Source organism: Paraburkholderia sp. J69-1 (genome assembly GCF_905220255.1).
In the GTDB taxonomy this organism is placed as follows: domain Bacteria; phylum Pseudomonadota; class Gammaproteobacteria; order Burkholderiales; family Burkholderiaceae; genus Paraburkholderia.
Genome location: NZ_CAJMZG010000002.1, coordinates 391,813 through 407,831, shown reverse-complemented (window position 1 = coordinate 407,831; position 16,019 = coordinate 391,813). Strand labels below are relative to the sequence as shown.

Here is a 16,019-nt window from a genome sequence, read left to right as displayed (position 1 = left end):
AATGCAAATATGGTTGTGCCGCCGCGCCGGATTTAACGCAGTTCGAAACCGAGTGCGTTGAGCGCGTCGCGCAGGCGGTCACGACCGTGCAGCGATTCGCGGCTGCGCCAGCGCGCGAGCGAACGCGAGGTCCAGCCCGCGGCGCTCTGACCTTGCGAGGTCTGGAATGCGCCGATGGTTTCGTCGTATTGCGCGATGCCTTCCGGTTGCGAAGCGGCGTCGTATTGCTCGCGATGGAGCACGACCGGCTGCGGCAGACGCGGTTTGATCTGCGCGGCTTGCGATTCATCGGCATAACCCACGCACAGGCCGAACACCGGCAACACGCGCGGCGGCAGGCCGAGTTCGGCGGCGACCTGCTCGGGCTGATTGCGGATCGCACCGATATAGACCGCGCTCATGCCGAGCGATTCGAGCGCCACCACGGCATTTTGCGCCGCGAGCGCCGCGTCGATCACGCCGACGAACAGCGTTTCCAGATAGTGCAGGCCTTCGGCGCTGGCGTTGGTGCGCTCGGCGGCGGCTTCGAGACGGTTGAGGTCGGCGAGCCAGACGAGGAACAGCGGCGCTTCGCGGATCTGCGACTGATTCGAAGCCAGCGCCGAAAGACGCGCCTTGCGCTCCGGGTCTTCGATGGCAACCACGCTCCAGGTCTGCAGATTCGACGACGTCGAAGCCGATTGCGCGGCGGCGATCAGCGTTTCGAGCGTGCCTTCGGGCAGCGGCTTGTCGGCGTAATTGCGGACCGAACGGTGCGCGAGCAGCGAATCGAGCGTCTCGTTCCAGGCCGGCAGCGGCGCGCTCCAGGGCGTGCCGTAGCGGGTTTCGAGGGCACGTTGAGCGGCGGCGATGGACGTTTCGGGCGAGGTGAGGGTGGACATCGGGTCTTCTACTCCGGCAAAGACGATTGAAAGCGGTGCGCCAGGGCGCGAGCGCCGTATGGTACATGGGCTGCGCGAATGGTGCTTGCGATGCCCTGCCGGCGGGTTGCCGCCCAGGATCGCCGCTCAACCGTTCTGGACGGTCACGCCTTCATAGGCGAGTTCCAGCGCGTCCACCGCCACCTCGTTGCCGTCGGCCTTCAGGTCGGTGCCGGTGACCTTGACCGGAAAGGCGTTCTTCAGCGTCCACATCATCGTGGTGTTGCCTTTTTCGTCGAGCAGCTTGATGACGACCGGCACGCGCTCGATCGTGTTCATCTTGATCTGCGAGAACCAGGCGCTGAATTTGTCGTCGTTGGGCACCATGCCCTTCTTCAAGATCACGTTGCCGAGCTTGCCGATGCCGGGCATCTTCACCGTGGAGAACGGCTTGCTGTCGGCGGCGCGATATTCGATGACCTGGCTTGCCGTCTCCAGGCCCGTCACTTCCTGAAACACCAGACCCTGCCAGTCGCCGATGTCGACGGAAAAATGAAACGTCGGCAACGGCCAGGCGCCTGGGTTCTGTACGTCGTTCGTCATGGTCGATTCTCCTTTGCGATGCGATGCCGTGGCGCGAAACGTACGAAGAATGAGACGCACGGTATAGACGCGCAATGAAATTCGAAGAAAATCCAGTTGTGGATCGCGTGAAAAAAGTAAGAAAAATCGGAAAAAATTACTCCGAAAAAATAACGCTCATTGCTGTGCTGAATGAGTTAGGTGCTATCGGATATTGAGCTCGCAAACGTTTTCGCAAGAGATATTGGCCTCAATAAACGAGGCTGTTGTGCAAATCAGGGCGCACTCCGGCGGCACGACGCCGGCGTGCCGGGCGTCACGCAATCATGCCTGAAAATAGGGGCCATGCGTGCCGGGTGGCTTCTAAACCGCCTGGATCGAACGCGTCACGCATCCGGTTTGCAGTCAACAACGATCTTGCTGTCACGCATTTGATGTTGGTTGTCCGCGCACCCAGGGTAATGCGATTTGGGAATACCGATGTCAAAACCCAACACCTTACAAATTCAATTTATTAAGGTATGTTCACTAACGCTCGAATCGTGTAATTTCGCGACTGATTCATCGGTTTATGGCCCGCATCATCAATCAAAATATTCGGGCCAAAAAGAAAAGAACTACAGATTGACCGGGGGCGACCACTGCCGGTCGCATTTGAAAAACTGCGTCGGTAGCTGAGTCGGCGCGGCAAGAATCAGGATAACAATGAATCGCGTATATAGCGTCGTCTGGAATGCCGGACGCGGGGAGTGGCAGGTGGCGGGGGAACTGGCGAAGCGGCATGGAGGCAAGTCCAGGGGGACTTTGTCGGCTCGCCGTATCACCCAGGCAATCTCGGGTCGCAGTCTGGTGCCTGGCGCACTGGCGATGGCCGTGGCGGGCGCTTTGGCTTTGATGTCGGCGCCGGACGCACACGCCGTTGGCGTAGGCGCTACATGGACGAGCGGCGACTATGCGGTTTCTGCGGGCCAGCTCGTTGGCGGAACCTCGGACGAAATGGGCATGCAGGCCGTGGGGTCGCTCGGCACGCTGTCCAATAGCGGAACCATTTCCGGTTACGACTATGGTTTCTATAGCGACGCCAGCACGATCGCCTCCATTGCCAACAGCGGCACCATTCGCAGCGACATATACGGCTTCTTCGTCGACAGCGGCACGATCGGCACGGTTACCAACACGGGAACCATTTCCGGTATCTATGGCGTCGTGAACGTCGGCACCATTGCCAAGTTCATCAACAGCGGCGTGATTTCCGGCGCCTATGGCATGCTCAACTACGGCTCGATCGGGACGCTGATCGACACGGGAATGATCGCCGAGAGCGGGGCGGATATCACGATCGGCAGCGGGAGTGTCAGCAGCCCAACGCTTTCCTTGTTGAGCGAAGGCGTCATCGGCACCTTGATCGGGACGGGTATTTACAACGAGGTGTCGATCACCGGAATTACCAACAACGGTACGATCGCGGCGGGCACGGGCTTGACCATCCAGGCCTCGCCAGGCACAGAGATTCTCTCCGGCATCTATAACGACGCCACGGGCACGATCGGTACGCTGACCAACAACAGTACCGGCCTGATCGGCGGCGCTTCGGCTGGAACGGGCATTTTCAATCTTGGCACGATAGGCGCGCTGACCAATAGCGGGACGATTTCCGGCAGCGCCGCAGGCATCGTGAACCAGGGCACGATCGGCACGTTGACCAACACCGGGAGCATCTCCGGCGGCAACGAAGGCATTCTGAACGAAGGCAGCATCGGCACGCTGATCGACGCGGGCTCGATCACCACGGCTGGCGCGGATATCACGATCGCCAGCGGCAGCACCATCACCGCTCCAGCGCTTTCGCTGTCCAATAGCGGCGTTATCGGTACGTTGATCGCAACCGGCCTCTACAACGCCGTGTCGATCACCGGCATTACCAATAGCGGCACGATCGCGGGCGGCACGGGTCTGAGCATCACGAGCGGCGTGTCGAACGCGCTGGTGGCCGGCATTTACAACGACGCGGCCGGCACGATCGGCGCTGTGACCAATAACAGCGACGGCGTGATCGGCGATACCGCGTCGGAAGTGGGGATCGCCAATTACGGTTCGATCGGCGTGCTGGACAACAACGGCACGATCGCCGGCGGCCTGGCCAGCTTCAACGGCGGCACGCTTGGCACCTTGAGCAATGGCGGCACGATCGACGGCAGTCAGATCGGCTTGGCGAACACCGGCACGATCGATTCGCTGAGCAATAGCGGAACGATTTCGGGCAGCACCGCCGCCGTCTATAACTTCTCTGCGATCGGCACGCTGAGCAATACGGGCACCATTTCCGCCACTGACTACGGCATCTTCAACTACGGCGGCTCGATCGGCTCGCTGACGAACAGCGGTTCGGTGATCGGCGGCGACACGGGGCTCGACAGCAGTGGCGGCACCATCGGCACGCTGAGCAATAGCGGCACGATTCTCGGGACGATCAATAGCGGGATTCTCGCGAACAGCGCCATCGACACGCTCGATAACAGTGGCCTGATCTCGGGCGGCGTCAATGGCATCGTCAATTCCGGTAGCACCGGCACGCTGGATAACAGCGGCACGATCGCCGGCGGAACCTATGGCGTCTATAACGATGGCACGATCGGCGCGCTGAACAATAGCGGCACGATTTCGGGCGGCCAGTTTGCGATCTATAACCAGACGACCGGCACGCTCGGCTCGATCCATAATACCGGTGTGATCGCTGGCAATATCGCCAATCTGTCCAGCAGCGGGCTGACGATTTCCGGCGCAAGCGGCACGAGCTTCGGCACGCTCACCGGCTATAACAATACGATCGGAACGATTACCAGCGCCGCGGACGTCAACTTCAGCAGCGGCAATATCCTGCTGAACGACTACATCAACGTCGGTAGCGGGACGGTGAGCAATACGGCCGCGACGCTGGAAGTCGACAGCGCCGTCACGATCACCGGCAATTACACCCAGGGCCAGGCGGCCACGCTGCTTGTCGGTGTGTCGAGCGGCACGAGCTACGGCTCGCTGGTCGTCAGCGGCAACACGACGATTGCCTCGGGTTCGTCGGTCGAGCTCAAGAGCAGCAATGGTTATGGCTTCGCGGCGGGACAGCGCTACGTCGTGGTCCAGACTGCAGGCACGGCCGCGTATAACGCCGGCACCCTGAACTATTCGATCGCGGGCTACAGCGCAGGCGCGACCGGCAGCAGCGTGACGGAATCGAACGGCACCACCGATCTGGTGGTGACGCTCAACAGCACCGATTCGGGCTCCGGCACCGATTCGGGTTCCGGTTCGGGCGGCGGCACGTCGAGCAGCGGGTCCTACGCTTCGCGCGCCACGCAATCGAATGCAGTGAACGTGCTGACGGGGCTGCTCGGCTACACCGGGACCAGCAACGCGCAGTTGCTGAATCTCTACGACGCAACGCTGGCCGCGATCGAGAGCGGCGGCAGCGGCGTGGCCAATCGCCTGGGCAACCAGCTTTCGCCGCTGCAGACGACGCATGTGGGTTCCGTTTCGACGCTGGACGCCATGAACGTGGTCGGCACCCACCTGGATGCAATGCGGATTGCCCAGGGACAGGGCGCGACCGGCCTCGCCACGGGTGACAGCCCGCTGAACTGGACCGCTTGGGGCCAGGCTTTCGGCGGTCATGCCAGCCAGAGCGAACGCGACAACGTGGCAGGCTATAGCGCGAATTACGGCGGTCTCGTGCTGGGCGCCGACCGTGCTTTCGGCGACGCCTGGCGCGTCGGTGGCGCGTTCCATTACTCGCACACCGCGACCAACTATAGCGACGATCAATCCGGCGATAGCGCGGGCGTCAATGCGTTTGGCCTGATCGGCTATGCGAGCTACCAGGGCGCGCCGTGGTACGTCAACCTCTCGGGCGCACTCACGCAGCAGCACTACGACACGACGCGCGTGGTCAGCATGACCGGCTACGAAGGCGTGGCCAACGGCAGCTTCAACGGTCAGCAGTACGCGCTGCACGCGGAACTGGGATGGCCGCTCGCCGTGGCCAGCGCCACGCTGACGCCGCTGGCGAGCCTCACGTACAGCCGCCTGAATCAGTCCGGTTACACGGAAACCGGCGGCAACGGCGCAGCGCTCACGGTGGGCAGCACGGGCAGCAATTCGTTGCGCAGCGCGCTCGGTGCGAAGCTGGAGAAGGCGTACCAGACGTCATATGGCACGCTCGTACCGATGATCTGGGCGCAGTGGATTCACGAGTACGACCAGACTCGCCAGACTTCGGCTGCGTTCTTCTCCGGTGCCGCGAACGAGACCGGCTTCACCACGACGGGCGCCACGCCGGTGTCGAATCTGGCGGATATTTCGCTGGGTGTGACGCTGGTGCGCGCGAACAACCTGAGCCTGTCGATGCGTTATGACCTGCAGGTGGGGTCGGGCTTTGTGTCGAACACCGGCATCCTCAGGCTTCAGCAGAAGTTCTGAGCGCTCGGCGGCCGTCGTCTGTGAATAGCCGATGTGCCGGCCAGCATCCGGCATGCGGGTCCGACTCGACCACCCTGGTGGTCTTTCGTCGGTCCCGCATCGCTGGCAACCGTGTGTCGCTGCTTCGATGCTGGCGGTGCGTGTAGCGGCAGACGTAGAAGGTCAACGCCTCGCACGCTCTGCTCGTGAGCATTCCAGTCATTCTCAAGGCGATCTTCAGCTTCGCCGAAACCCATTCAAATTACGATAAAAATAGGAATGGGAAAGAATCGGAAAGATAACCCGCTTGGCATTCAATTCCTGATGACAACAGCCATGTCATTGCCGCGAGTTCGAATTCATTTAGCAAGCCGGATGATTGAGGCGCAATGCGTGCGGCCGGGACGCTGACGTGCGGCTGCTTCGGTTGCTGCGTTCAAAGTAATCCATCTCCGCCACGGCTGAACGGGAACGGCCTTGTATGATACGCATGCAAGCCGCGCGCAGACCTGTTACGGTACTCGGCGCAATATCGCCTTCATCGCTCTCAAACGATCGCTGTCACTTCCATGTCGAACCAGGCCAGCCAGCAAACCTTGAGTCTTTCAGAAGCGCTTCAGCGAGCGCACGCCCATTGGAACGCCGGCCAGGCCGATCAGGCCGAGCAGTATTGTCAGCGGGTGCTGGCTGCGTGGCCCGGCCAGGCCGACGCGCTGCATCTGCTCGGTTTGATGGCGCACAGCTACGGCAACCTCGATCTTGCGATTGCGCATCTGCGCCAGGCCTGTATGGCGCCGCGCGCGCCAGCGGTCTATTCGAGCAATCTGGCCGAGATGTTGCGCCAGAAAGGGCTGCTCGCCGAAGCCGAAGAGGCCGGGCGGCGCTCGGTGGCCATGGACCCGTCGCACGCGCCGGCATGGAACAATCTGGGCATCGTGCTGCAGGAAGCCGGCAAATTCGAAGAGAGCCGCGTTTGCCTCGAACGCGCCGTCGCGCTCAAGGCCGATTGGCCCGAGGCCTGGAACAATCTCGCCAACACCAGCCGCCGCCTGGGCCGTCTCGATCTGGCCGAGTCGCATTATCGGCAGGCTCTGGCGCTCAATCCCGAAGCCGCCGAGGTGCATAGCAATCTCGCCTTCCTGCTGTCCACGCAAGGCCGCGCCGACGAAGCCGAGGCGCTGGCGCGGCGTGCCATCGACCTGAATCCGCAACTGGCGGACGCTTACCTGAATCTGGCCGATGTGGAAATGTCGCGGCGCCGCTACCCGTCGGTGCTGCGCGTGCTCGACATGCTGCGTGCGTTCGCGCCGCAACATCCGGGCGGCCTGATCGCTTACGCCAAGGCGCTCGCGCATGTCGGGCGCAGCGAAGAGGCGCTGGTGTTTGCGCGCCAGGCGGTGGCGCTGACGCCGCAAAACGCCGATGCGCATCACACGCTGGCCATCGTGCTGCAAACGCACGGCCACACCGACGAAGCCCTCGCAGCTTACGGCCAGGCGGCGCAATTGCCGGGCACCGTGGCCGAGGAGGCGATGCACGGCCGCGCGCTATTGCTGCTGGAAGCCGGCCGTAAAGACGAGGCAATGGCCGCGTTCGATCAGGCGCTGCAGACCTTTCCCGAATCGGCGCTGCTGCTCGCCGGTCGCGCCAACGCCCGCACCTTCCGCGCGGGCGACGCGGATTTTGCCGTGCTCGAAGCATTCGTCGCCGAAGAGGGCCGCCGCGCGCAACCGGAGCGTATCTCCGTGCACTTCGCGCTTGGCAAAGCCTACCTCGACGTGAACGATCCGGTCCGTGCATTCCATCACCTCGAGCGCGGCAACCGCATGAAGCGGTCGGGCTTCGCGTACGACGCGGCCGCCATGGGCGAGTGGATGGCGCGCGTCGCCGCCGCGTTTCCCGCCGACCTGCTCGCGCGCCTGAAGGGCGCGGGCGCGCAATCGGAGATGCCGGTGTTCGTGATCGGCATGCCGCGCTCCGGCACCACGCTGATCGAGCAGATTCTGTCGTCGCATTCGCAGGTAACCGGCGCGGGCGAACTATCGGCGCTGCGTCATGTGGTGGAAGCGCGCGGCGCTTTCCCGGAGTTCGTCGGCAAACTGGACGCCGAAGCCGTTGCGGATCTGGGGCGCGACTATCTCAGACGCACGGCGCCGCTCGCCAACGGCCGGCGCTATCTCGTCGACAAGATGCCCTCGAACTTCGTCTATGCGGGCCTCATCGCGCTCGCGCTGCCGGGCGCGCGCATCGTCCACGCGCGACGCGACGCGGCGGATACCTGCCTGTCGTGCTACACGAAGCTGTTCAGTGGCGACCAGTTGTTCGCCTACGACCAGACCGAACTGGGCCAGTTCTACGGCGATTACGCGCGCTTGATGGCCCATTGGCGCGCGATACTGCCCGCCGATCGATTCATCGAAGTGGACTACGAAGCCGTGGTCGACGATCTGGAAGGCGAGGCGCGCCGCCTCGTCGACTTCCTCGGGCTGCCCTGGGACGATGCGTGCCTGCGCTTCTATGAAAACCGGCGCGTCGTGCGCACCGCGAGCGTCAACCAGGTGCGCCAGCCGATTTATCGCAGCTCGAAAGGCCGCTGGCGCGAGCATGCCGACCATATCGGCGAGTTGCTGGCCGCGCTCGGGATCGCATCATGACGACGATCGACACCGCACAGGTGCGCGACGTCGAACAGCAGGCGCGGGCGCTGCTCAACGCAGGGCAACTGGAAGAAGCGGAGGCGCTACTGCGTCCGTATCTCGCTTCGGGCACGGGCCCGCTGCTGCTGTGGCGGCTGCTTGTTGCGGCGATCCGTCCGCAGGGCCGCATCGCCGAGACGCGCGCGATCCAGGTAATGCTGGTCGCGAGCATACCGGGCGATCTGGGGACACGCTTCGATCTGGCGGAAACGCTGCTGCTGATGGGCGAATTCGAGCGTGGCTGGCGCGAGTATCGCTATCGATACAGCCTCGCGCACACCACGTCGATCGAGCGCAAGGTGCAGATGCCGCGCTGGAACGGTCAGCCGATGCCCGGCAAGACCCTGCTGATTCACGACGAACAGGGTTTCGGCGATACGTTCCAGTTCATGCGCATGGTGGCGTGGGCAAAGGCGCAAAGCGGCGCACGCGTGGTGTTCGAGGTGAATCCGGCGACGCATTCGCTCGCGCAGCGCATGGAAGGCTTTGACGACCTCGTGGTGCGCGGCACGCTGCCGCCGCGCTTCGACATGCATTGCGAACTGATGAGCCTGCCGATGAGCATGGCGCTCAAGCCGGCGGATCTGCCGGGCAGGGTGCCGTATCTGAGCGCCGACGCCGCGCGTATCGACAAGTGGCGTGCGCGCCTGGCCGGTCTGCCGCGTCCGCTCGTGGCGCTCGTGTGGGCCGGCCGGCCGACGCACTTCAACGACGCCAACCGCTCGATGCACCTCGCGCAACTGGCGCCGCTCGCGCAGTCCGGCGCGACCTTCGTGTCGATCCAGAAGGGACCCGCTTCGGCGCAGACCCAGCAGCCGCCTGCGGGCATGCGCGTGGTGTCGCTCTCGGACGACATCGACGATTTCGAGGATACGGCAGCGATCCTGAGTATCGCCGATCTGCTGATTTCGGTGGACTCGTCACCCGTGCATCTGGCCGGCGCGCTGGGTCGGCCCGCCTGGGTGCTGCTGCCGTTCGTGCCGGACTGGCGCTGGCTGCTCGAACGCGACGACACGCCGTGGTATCCGTCGGTACGCTTGTGGCGGCAGCAAAAGCGTGGCGACTGGGGCAGCGCGATCGAGCGGGTCGCGCAGGCACTGACGGGCTGGGCGGCGGCAAGACAGGGTGACGGGACGAATTGTCGGTGACGATGCTACGAAATAGCCTGCGGCAGGTGGGCGGGCTGGCGGCGCTGGTCGCCTGTCTGTTCATGGGCGGTTGCGTCGGGATGGATCGCAACGAACGCGCCGATACGCTGGCCGCAAGCGCCGGGCTCAAGCGCGAGCAGATCGCCACCGACGCCTTCGTGCTGACCGCATTTGTGCGCGTGACGCGGCCCGATGCGCCAATCGACGTCTATATCGAAGGCGACGGTCTGGCGTGGATCTCGCGCACCGAACCGTCGCTCGATCCGACGCCGCGCGAACCCACTGGCCTCGCGCTCGCTGCGGTCGATCCTGCGCCCAACGTCGCCTATATCGCGCGCCCGTGCCAGTACTCGCCGATGTCGGAGAATCCGCGTTGCGCCGTCGCGTACTGGACCGACAAGCGCTTTTCGTCCGAGGTGGTGAGCGCGATGAACGCGGCCGTGGACCAGATCGCCGCGCGCGCGCCGGGGCAGCCGGTGAACCTGACCGGCTACTCCGGCGGCGGCGCGATTGCCGTGTTGCTGGCGGCGCAGCGGCGCGACATCGGGCTGCTCCGAACGGTGGCGGGCAATCTCGACGACGAGTATGTGAACGCGATCCATCACGTCTCCCCGATGCCCGGTTCGCTCAATCCGATCGATTTTGCGTCGCGTGTCGGCGCGCTCGCGCAGGTGCATTTCAGCGGCGCCGACGATACGATCGTGCCGCCCGAAGTGGCGCGTCGTTTCGTGGCCGCCGAGGGCGGCGCAAAGTGTGTGGATGTGCAGCTTGTTGCGCATATGACGCACGGGGGCGAATGGCAACAGCAATGGCCCCGGTTGTTGAGCGTTGCGCCGTCATGCATGACAAGCGCGGACACGCATGCGCATTGAAACCCTTGCGTCATGGCAGATGAGACGCGGGTGAGCGGTAAACTGCAGCTTATTGTTGAAACCGAAAGCGAAAAAATCATGGACGCGACCCAGCAACTAGACCTCGCCAGCCTGCTTGAAACTCATTGGCCGCTTATCGTCGAAGCCTACCCTGCGGGTTTGCCGATGGCGTCGATCGGCGGCTCTGCGCCGAAGGTTGCCGTGCTGCAGAGTATCGGCGTTCTGGACATGCTGCTGAAGATCGACGACGACTTCAGGAAAACCGTATCTGCGGTGGCTGAAGGACGCGACGTCAACGCGCTGACCGAGGCCGATTTTCGAACGATCGCGTCCCGGTACGCGCAATGGTATCGCGCGGGTAAGTAACGCATACGTGACGCTATCCGCAAGCCACACGCATTTCATCCCGCTGCAATCATCAGCGCGCCCGTGGCCACGAGCGCGCCTTGCCAAAGCCAATCGAAGTTAATCCAGCCACGCCGAAGAATGCCAAGCCCAACGTATTCATAGGCGATCAGCGCAATGACGGCGGTGGTCGCGAGCGTCACTAGCGTATGCAGCGCGGTAAACGCCGCAGAAGCCGCAAACGGACCGCCAACGAAATGCCCCGAGCCACTGCCGCAGACCGGCAGCAGCGCGGGCATCAGCATCAGACCTGCACCGTGCAGCGTCGCCATCAACGCGGACCATCCCGCAAGGCCGATAAAGCCCACCGTCATGCCCACGCGCACGCGATGTCTGTGTCCATAAGCGTGCTGCCACGCGGCCCAGCCGATCAGCAGCGCGCCGAGCATCCAATGCAGCCCATCGCTGGCAAGCGGCGTCACCCACGCGCCGAGCGCCGCGATCGAACTCGTGAACAGCAGAATGGACGCCGCGTGCCCGAGCGCGATGGGCGGCAGCGCCATCAGCAGCGCGCTGCGGCTGCCGCGCTGCAAGCCGAGCGCCGTGGCGAACAGCCAGCCCATCGCGGGATTGGCGCCGTGAAAGACGCCGCTTGCGACCACGGCGCTCCACGCGGCCCAATGCGCGCTCACGGTGCCAGCGAAGCTTTCCATGCCGCTGGCGCTCAAGGGTAGCAATACGAGTCGGACGAGCAATCGCCGCCTTCGAGCCGGATCTGATGAGGCCGATGCGACTTGGGCCACGCCACGAAAAAGCGCTCGTCGACACTCAGACCGCCTTCGGGACCGGCATCGAGTTTGACCATCCAGCCGTCGATTCCCTCAGGATAAAACTGTGCGTCGATCGCGCCATAGAGTGAGTTCGTGAAATACACGCGGCGGCCGTCGCGGCTCACTTCGACCATCTGCGGACCGCCGTTGAGCGCCCGGCCATGTGCACCGGGATGCGTGGCTTTCGACACGATGCCGCCAACGCGCACGCTGCCTGTCAGTTTGGGATGTTCGGGGTCCGAAACATCGTATTGGCGCAGGTCGCCCGTTCCCCAGCACGCCACGTAGAGAAAGCGGTCGTCGAGCGACAGCGCGATGTCGGTCACGAGCGGCGGCACGGCCGAAAAGCCCTTGAGCATGGGCGGCAATGTGTCGGGATCGGCAGGCTCGGCGGGAATCTCGATGATCTTGCGCGCGGCCCACTGATCGCCTTCCCGATACCACTGCCAGATCGATGCCGAAAGATCTTTCAGGCTGATCACCGAATTGACGAAGCCATAAGGTTTGGTCGGATCGTGCGCGGGACGCAATTCGAAAACGAGCTGGTTTTCCGCGCCGAAATCGAGCACCTGTTGGTGCTTGCGCGTATGCAGGTCCCAGAAATGAAGTCGATGTCCATACTGGCCGCCTAGCAGCACTTCGGGCACGAGACCGTTTTCGAACGTGGCGGGCAGACCCCATTCGCTCGTCACCAGCGTGTTGTAGCCCAGATGCCACCAGCCATCGTAGGCAAGCTGTTGCGGGCCGCGATCGATTTCCCATTGGCCGAGAATATCGAAGCTCTCGTGGTCCATCAGAAAGATACCGCCGGGCGCTTCGCCTTCGGCATTGGCCAGCGCCGTGACATAGATGCCGTCGGGACCGCAATGCACCGTATGAGGGCGCGTATAACCGGCGCGCTGCGCGACGTCCTGCGGCTCATGCACACGCACGATGGTGGGGCGACGCGGATCGGGTTTCGTATCGACGATATGAATCCGGGAGGAGCGCAACCCCGGCACGATCAGATAACGGCGTTCCGTGTGCGCATGCGGCGCATTGGGACATAGACACGAGCTGCAGGCATTCCAGCCGAAATGATGGAGTTCGTCGCCGGTATTCGGCATTGGCAGACGATGGACGACGCGACCGTATTCGGGCGAGCCGGGATCGAGATCGACGACGTCGAGCGAATCGGGCACGCTGCCAGTCGGATCGAAACTCGCAACCCACGCAAGCGTTTCCGCTTTCGCTCCGGCCGCCAGACGCGCTGAGGGATAAAAGCTCGGATCAGGCTTCCACGTCGCCATCGCTGTCTCCTTGTCGATCAGGTCGTGCGGCCCCTATGTTGCCCCAATACGCAGACCAACGTATCGCGCGTGTACGGTGTTTTTAAATGCTTATGCCTGGCAGTTTTAAGCTTATGCGCCAGCGTGATGAGGCGCGCGATTATACGTGCCGCGAAAACAGTGAATTCGTCGCGCCGGCATTTATCTGGCGCTCGAGTGTTTCTAGACTTCACACAACGGTTCGCAGCCTGCGCTGCACCGATCAAGTCAAGTTATCGGAGGTGAAGTCATGAAGTCGCTGATCAAGGCAGTCGCGCTGGCCGCAGTACTCGTAGCACCGGCCGTTTCATTCGCTCAATCGCAAGGCGATAACGGTCCCGTTACGCGCGAACAGGTGCGCAACGAACTGAAAGCGCTCGAATCGGTGGGCTGGCGCCCGAATATGGCGTCGCCTTATTATCCTGAGGATTACCGCGCCGCAAAGGCGCGCCTGGACGCGCGCAATGGCAGCGGTTATGGCCCCGCAATGGACGGCACGTCGCAAAGCGGTTCGGCGAGCAGCTATTCGCCGCCTGTATATATGAATCGCTAATGAGCGGCTAGATCAGGCTCGAAATCATACTGCGCCGCCCGGATGAATTGATCCGGGCGGCGTTGTTCATTGAAAGCGTTTCAATGCGAAGTATCGGCATCCTGATGTTCGATCCAGGCGCGCGTGGATGCCAGTAATTCGTCCGATAGCGCCGGGTCGTCGACAAGGCGCGCGAGTATCACGGCGCCCACCATCGCCGACCAACTGCCGATTGCGGCCTGCCGCGCCTGCGCCGCATCGTAGCCTTCGGTGTGCGCGCCACGCGCGCTCAGGCGCTCGATCTGCTTCTTGAGGCCCGCTGCCATGGCGGCGCGCGCTTCGGGCGTCTGCCGCACCGTTTCTGCGCCGAGCGCCGCGGTGGGACAGCCGGCCGCAATATTGTCGCGATGCGCCGTCGAAAGATAACGCGCCGCATAACGGGCCAGATCGGTTTCGCCCACGTCGCCTTGCCCGATCACGTGTTCGAGCGTTTGCGCGATCAACGCGTCTTTCGATTGGAAATAGCCATAGAATCCGCCGTGCGTGAGCCCGGCGCCGCTCATCACGTCGGCGACCGACACGGCGTCATAGCCGCGCTCGCGAAATAGCCGGCTGGCGGCTTCCAGAATCTTCTGGCGATTGATCGCCACCTGTTCCCGACTGACCCGCATCGCGTCCTCCGCACCTCATTTTCGTGCTTGACATTATACATGACGACTATCATCATTCGTCACGATACATGATGATAATCATGTAAAACTCGATACACTCAGGAGCTTCACCATGTCAGCACAATCTGCCGTTCTTATTACGGGTGCATCCACTGGCATCGGCGCGGTCTATGCCGATCGTTTCGCAAGGCGGGGACACGATCTCGTGCTGGTCGCGCGCGATCGCGAGCGCATGCAAGCGCTTGCTGCGCGTCTGCGCGAGCGCGACGGCGTGAATGTCGAGATCCTGCGCGCCGATCTCACGCAGCGCGCGGATCTGTTGCAGGTGGAAGCGCGTCTGGCCGATGACGCTCACATCGGCGTGCTGGTGAACAATGCCGGGGCTTCTGCGGCGGGCGGTTTTCTCGATCAGAGCGTGGACGATGTCAGTCGCGTGATCGATCTGAACACGACGGCGCTGGCGCGTCTGGCGTCGGCAGTCGCGCCGCGTTTTGCGCGCGAAGGGCGCGGCGCAATCGTGAATATTGCTTCAGTAGTGGGTCTCTCGCCGGAATTCGGCATGAGTGTGTATGGCGCGACCAAGGCATTCGCCTTGTTCCTGTCGCAAGGGCTGCATCTGGAACTGGGGCCGAAGGGCGTTTATGTCCAGGCGGTGTTGCCTGCGGCCACGCGCACGGAAATCTGGGCGAGCGTCGGCAAGGACGTCAACGAGATTGAAGGCGTGATGGAAGTCGACGATCTCGTCGATGCAGCGCTGGTGGGCTTCGATCGTCGCGAAACCGTGACGATTCCGCCGCTGCCGGACGTGCAGCAGTGGAACGATTTCGATAACGCCCGCCGCGCGATGATGCCGAATTTCGCGCAGTCGCAACCGGCGGCGCGGTATCGGTAAGCGATGCCAGCAGTTGTGCGGGCGCTGGCGGCGCGTTTGGGTGGTAACGCATCGTCACTCTGATTGGCGACACAGTGGTGAGGCAGGGATTCGCGTACGCTCAGCGATTCGGTGCGCGATCGAAGTGTAGCAACATTGTAGATACGCACTAACTTGACGTTCAAAGGAGGTGGTATCTACAATGAATCTACACGTCGGAGGCGAATTCGTGGAACTCAAAATCCTGAAATGGGGCAATAGCGCGGCGATCCGCTTGCCGGCCGTGCTGCTCGAACAGATCAATGTGTCGATCGGGACGTCGCTATCGGTCGATGTTCGGCCTGAAGGTGTGATGCTAACGCCCGCAAAGCCCAAATACTCGCTTGACGATCTGGTCGCTCAGTGCGACCCGAAAGCGCCCTTGCCGGAGGACCTCGCCGCCTGGGGGCAATCGAAGCCTGTGGGGCGTGAAGCATGGTGAGGCGTCCACGGTTTGAACGCGGCGATATTGTGCGAGTCAGTCTTAACCCAGCTTCGGGGCGAGAACAGCAGGGCGATTTCCGTCCGGCGCTGGTGCTGTCTCCCGGGGCATTCAACGCGCTTGGTGTAGCGCTTGTCGCTCCCATCACCCAAGGTGGCGACTTCGCGCGATTTGCGGGATTTGCGGTGCCGCTGAGCGGTACGGGCACCGAGACTCAGGGTGTGGCGCTTGTGAACATGATTCGAACGCTCGATCTCGAGGCACGAGGTGCGCGCAAGATCGAGCGGGTGCCAGCAGAGGTCATGGACGATGCGCTGGCGCGTCTGCAGGCGATCATCGAATAAAACCGAGGGCGATCGCGACATCCACTGCATT

Annotated in this window: 15 protein-coding genes; 10 read left to right on the top strand and 5 right to left on the bottom strand. The window is 62.9% G+C overall.

Going from position 1 to position 16,019, the window contains the following annotated elements; genetic code table 11:
* Nucleotides 1-32: 32 nt before the first annotated feature.
* Both U5A67_RS04905 and U5A67_RS04900 read right to left on the bottom strand, forming a co-directional pair.
* On the bottom strand, nucleotides 33-881 hold the full coding sequence (locus tag U5A67_RS04905; protein WP_321813270.1) for an NADPH-dependent oxidoreductase: 849 nt from the start codon (nucleotides 879-881) through the stop codon (nucleotides 33-35).
* Nucleotides 882-1,007: 126 nt separating this feature from the next.
* The gene (locus tag U5A67_RS04900) at nucleotides 1,008-1,463 is read right to left on the bottom strand and encodes a phage tail protein (protein WP_321813269.1); all 456 of its coding nucleotides are present in this window, start codon (nucleotides 1,461-1,463) and stop codon (nucleotides 1,008-1,010) included.
* A gap of 74 nt (nucleotides 1,464-1,537) precedes the next feature.
* Between U5A67_RS04900 and U5A67_RS04895 the strand changes: the two genes are divergently transcribed.
* The 6 genes from U5A67_RS04895 (at nucleotide 1,538) to U5A67_RS04870 (ending at nucleotide 10,973) form a co-directional block, all read left to right on the top strand.
* Nucleotides 1,538-1,660 carry a hypothetical protein gene (locus U5A67_RS04895; protein WP_321813268.1) on the top strand — a complete coding sequence of 41 codons (123 nt, stop codon included), beginning with the start codon at nucleotides 1,538-1,540 and terminating at the stop codon, nucleotides 1,658-1,660.
* Between the two features lie 487 nt (nucleotides 1,661-2,147).
* On the top strand, nucleotides 2,148-5,912 hold the full coding sequence (locus tag U5A67_RS04890; RefSeq protein WP_321813267.1) for an autotransporter domain-containing protein: 3,765 nt from the start codon (nucleotides 2,148-2,150) through the stop codon (nucleotides 5,910-5,912).
* A 548-nt stretch (nucleotides 5,913-6,460) separates the two neighbouring features.
* Nucleotides 6,461-8,545 (top strand): tetratricopeptide repeat-containing sulfotransferase family protein, encoded by a 2,085-nt coding sequence (locus U5A67_RS04885; protein ID WP_321813266.1) that lies wholly within the window; start codon nucleotides 6,461-6,463, stop codon nucleotides 8,543-8,545.
* Nucleotides 8,542-9,735 carry a glycosyl transferase family 8 gene (locus tag U5A67_RS04880; RefSeq protein WP_321813265.1) on the top strand — a complete coding sequence of 398 codons (1,194 nt, stop codon included), beginning with the start codon at nucleotides 8,542-8,544 and terminating at the stop codon, nucleotides 9,733-9,735. Before U5A67_RS04885 ends, U5A67_RS04880 begins: the two co-directional genes overlap by 4 nt.
* Before the next feature lie 2 nt (nucleotides 9,736-9,737).
* The gene (locus U5A67_RS04875) at nucleotides 9,738-10,607 is read left to right on the top strand and encodes an alpha/beta hydrolase (protein ID WP_321813401.1); all 870 of its coding nucleotides are present in this window, start codon (nucleotides 9,738-9,740) and stop codon (nucleotides 10,605-10,607) included.
* Between the two features lie 12 nt (nucleotides 10,608-10,619).
* Nucleotides 10,620-10,973 (top strand): hypothetical protein, encoded by a 354-nt coding sequence (locus U5A67_RS04870; protein WP_321813264.1) that lies wholly within the window; start codon nucleotides 10,620-10,622, stop codon nucleotides 10,971-10,973.
* Between the two features lie 35 nt (nucleotides 10,974-11,008).
* Here the strand turns inward: U5A67_RS04870 and U5A67_RS04865 are convergent, their stop codons facing one another.
* Both U5A67_RS04865 and U5A67_RS04860 read right to left on the bottom strand, forming a co-directional pair.
* A complete protein-coding gene (locus U5A67_RS04865) occupies nucleotides 11,009-11,665 on the bottom strand; it encodes a hypothetical protein (RefSeq protein WP_321813263.1) in 657 nt (218 codons plus the stop codon).
* Nucleotides 11,666-11,676: 11 nt separating this feature from the next.
* Nucleotides 11,677-13,071, bottom strand: coding sequence for a selenium-binding family protein (locus tag U5A67_RS04860; protein ID WP_321813262.1), 1,395 nt, complete (start codon nucleotides 13,069-13,071; stop codon nucleotides 11,677-11,679).
* 268 nt (nucleotides 13,072-13,339) lie between these two features.
* On the opposite strand from U5A67_RS04860, the gene U5A67_RS04855 reads away from it, so the two are divergent.
* Nucleotides 13,340-13,642: a DUF4148 domain-containing protein gene (locus U5A67_RS04855; RefSeq protein WP_205982315.1), complete on the top strand. Its 303-nt coding sequence runs from the start codon at nucleotides 13,340-13,342 to the stop codon at nucleotides 13,640-13,642.
* 80 nt (nucleotides 13,643-13,722) lie between these two features.
* Here the strand turns inward: U5A67_RS04855 and U5A67_RS04850 are convergent, their stop codons facing one another.
* Nucleotides 13,723-14,292 carry a helix-turn-helix domain-containing protein gene (locus tag U5A67_RS04850; protein WP_321813261.1) on the bottom strand — a complete coding sequence of 190 codons (570 nt, stop codon included), beginning with the start codon at nucleotides 14,290-14,292 and terminating at the stop codon, nucleotides 13,723-13,725.
* A 112-nt stretch (nucleotides 14,293-14,404) separates the two neighbouring features.
* On the opposite strand from U5A67_RS04850, the gene U5A67_RS04845 reads away from it, so the two are divergent.
* The 3 genes from U5A67_RS04845 to U5A67_RS04835 all read left to right on the top strand — a co-directional run bounded on the left by U5A67_RS04845 (nucleotide 14,405) and on the right by U5A67_RS04835 (nucleotide 15,988).
* Nucleotides 14,405-15,184, top strand: a complete 780-nt coding sequence (locus tag U5A67_RS04845; protein ID WP_321813260.1) for an SDR family oxidoreductase — start codon at nucleotides 14,405-14,407, stop codon at nucleotides 15,182-15,184.
* A 208-nt stretch (nucleotides 15,185-15,392) separates the two neighbouring features.
* Entirely contained in the window at nucleotides 15,393-15,644 is a 252-nt protein-coding gene (locus tag U5A67_RS04840) for an AbrB/MazE/SpoVT family DNA-binding domain-containing protein (RefSeq protein WP_321813259.1), read from the top strand.
* On the top strand, nucleotides 15,638-15,988 hold the full coding sequence (locus U5A67_RS04835; RefSeq protein ID WP_205982319.1) for a type II toxin-antitoxin system ChpB family toxin: 351 nt from the start codon (nucleotides 15,638-15,640) through the stop codon (nucleotides 15,986-15,988). The genes U5A67_RS04840 and U5A67_RS04835 overlap by 7 nt, the downstream gene beginning before the upstream one ends.
* Nucleotides 15,989-16,019: the final 31 nt, after the last annotated feature.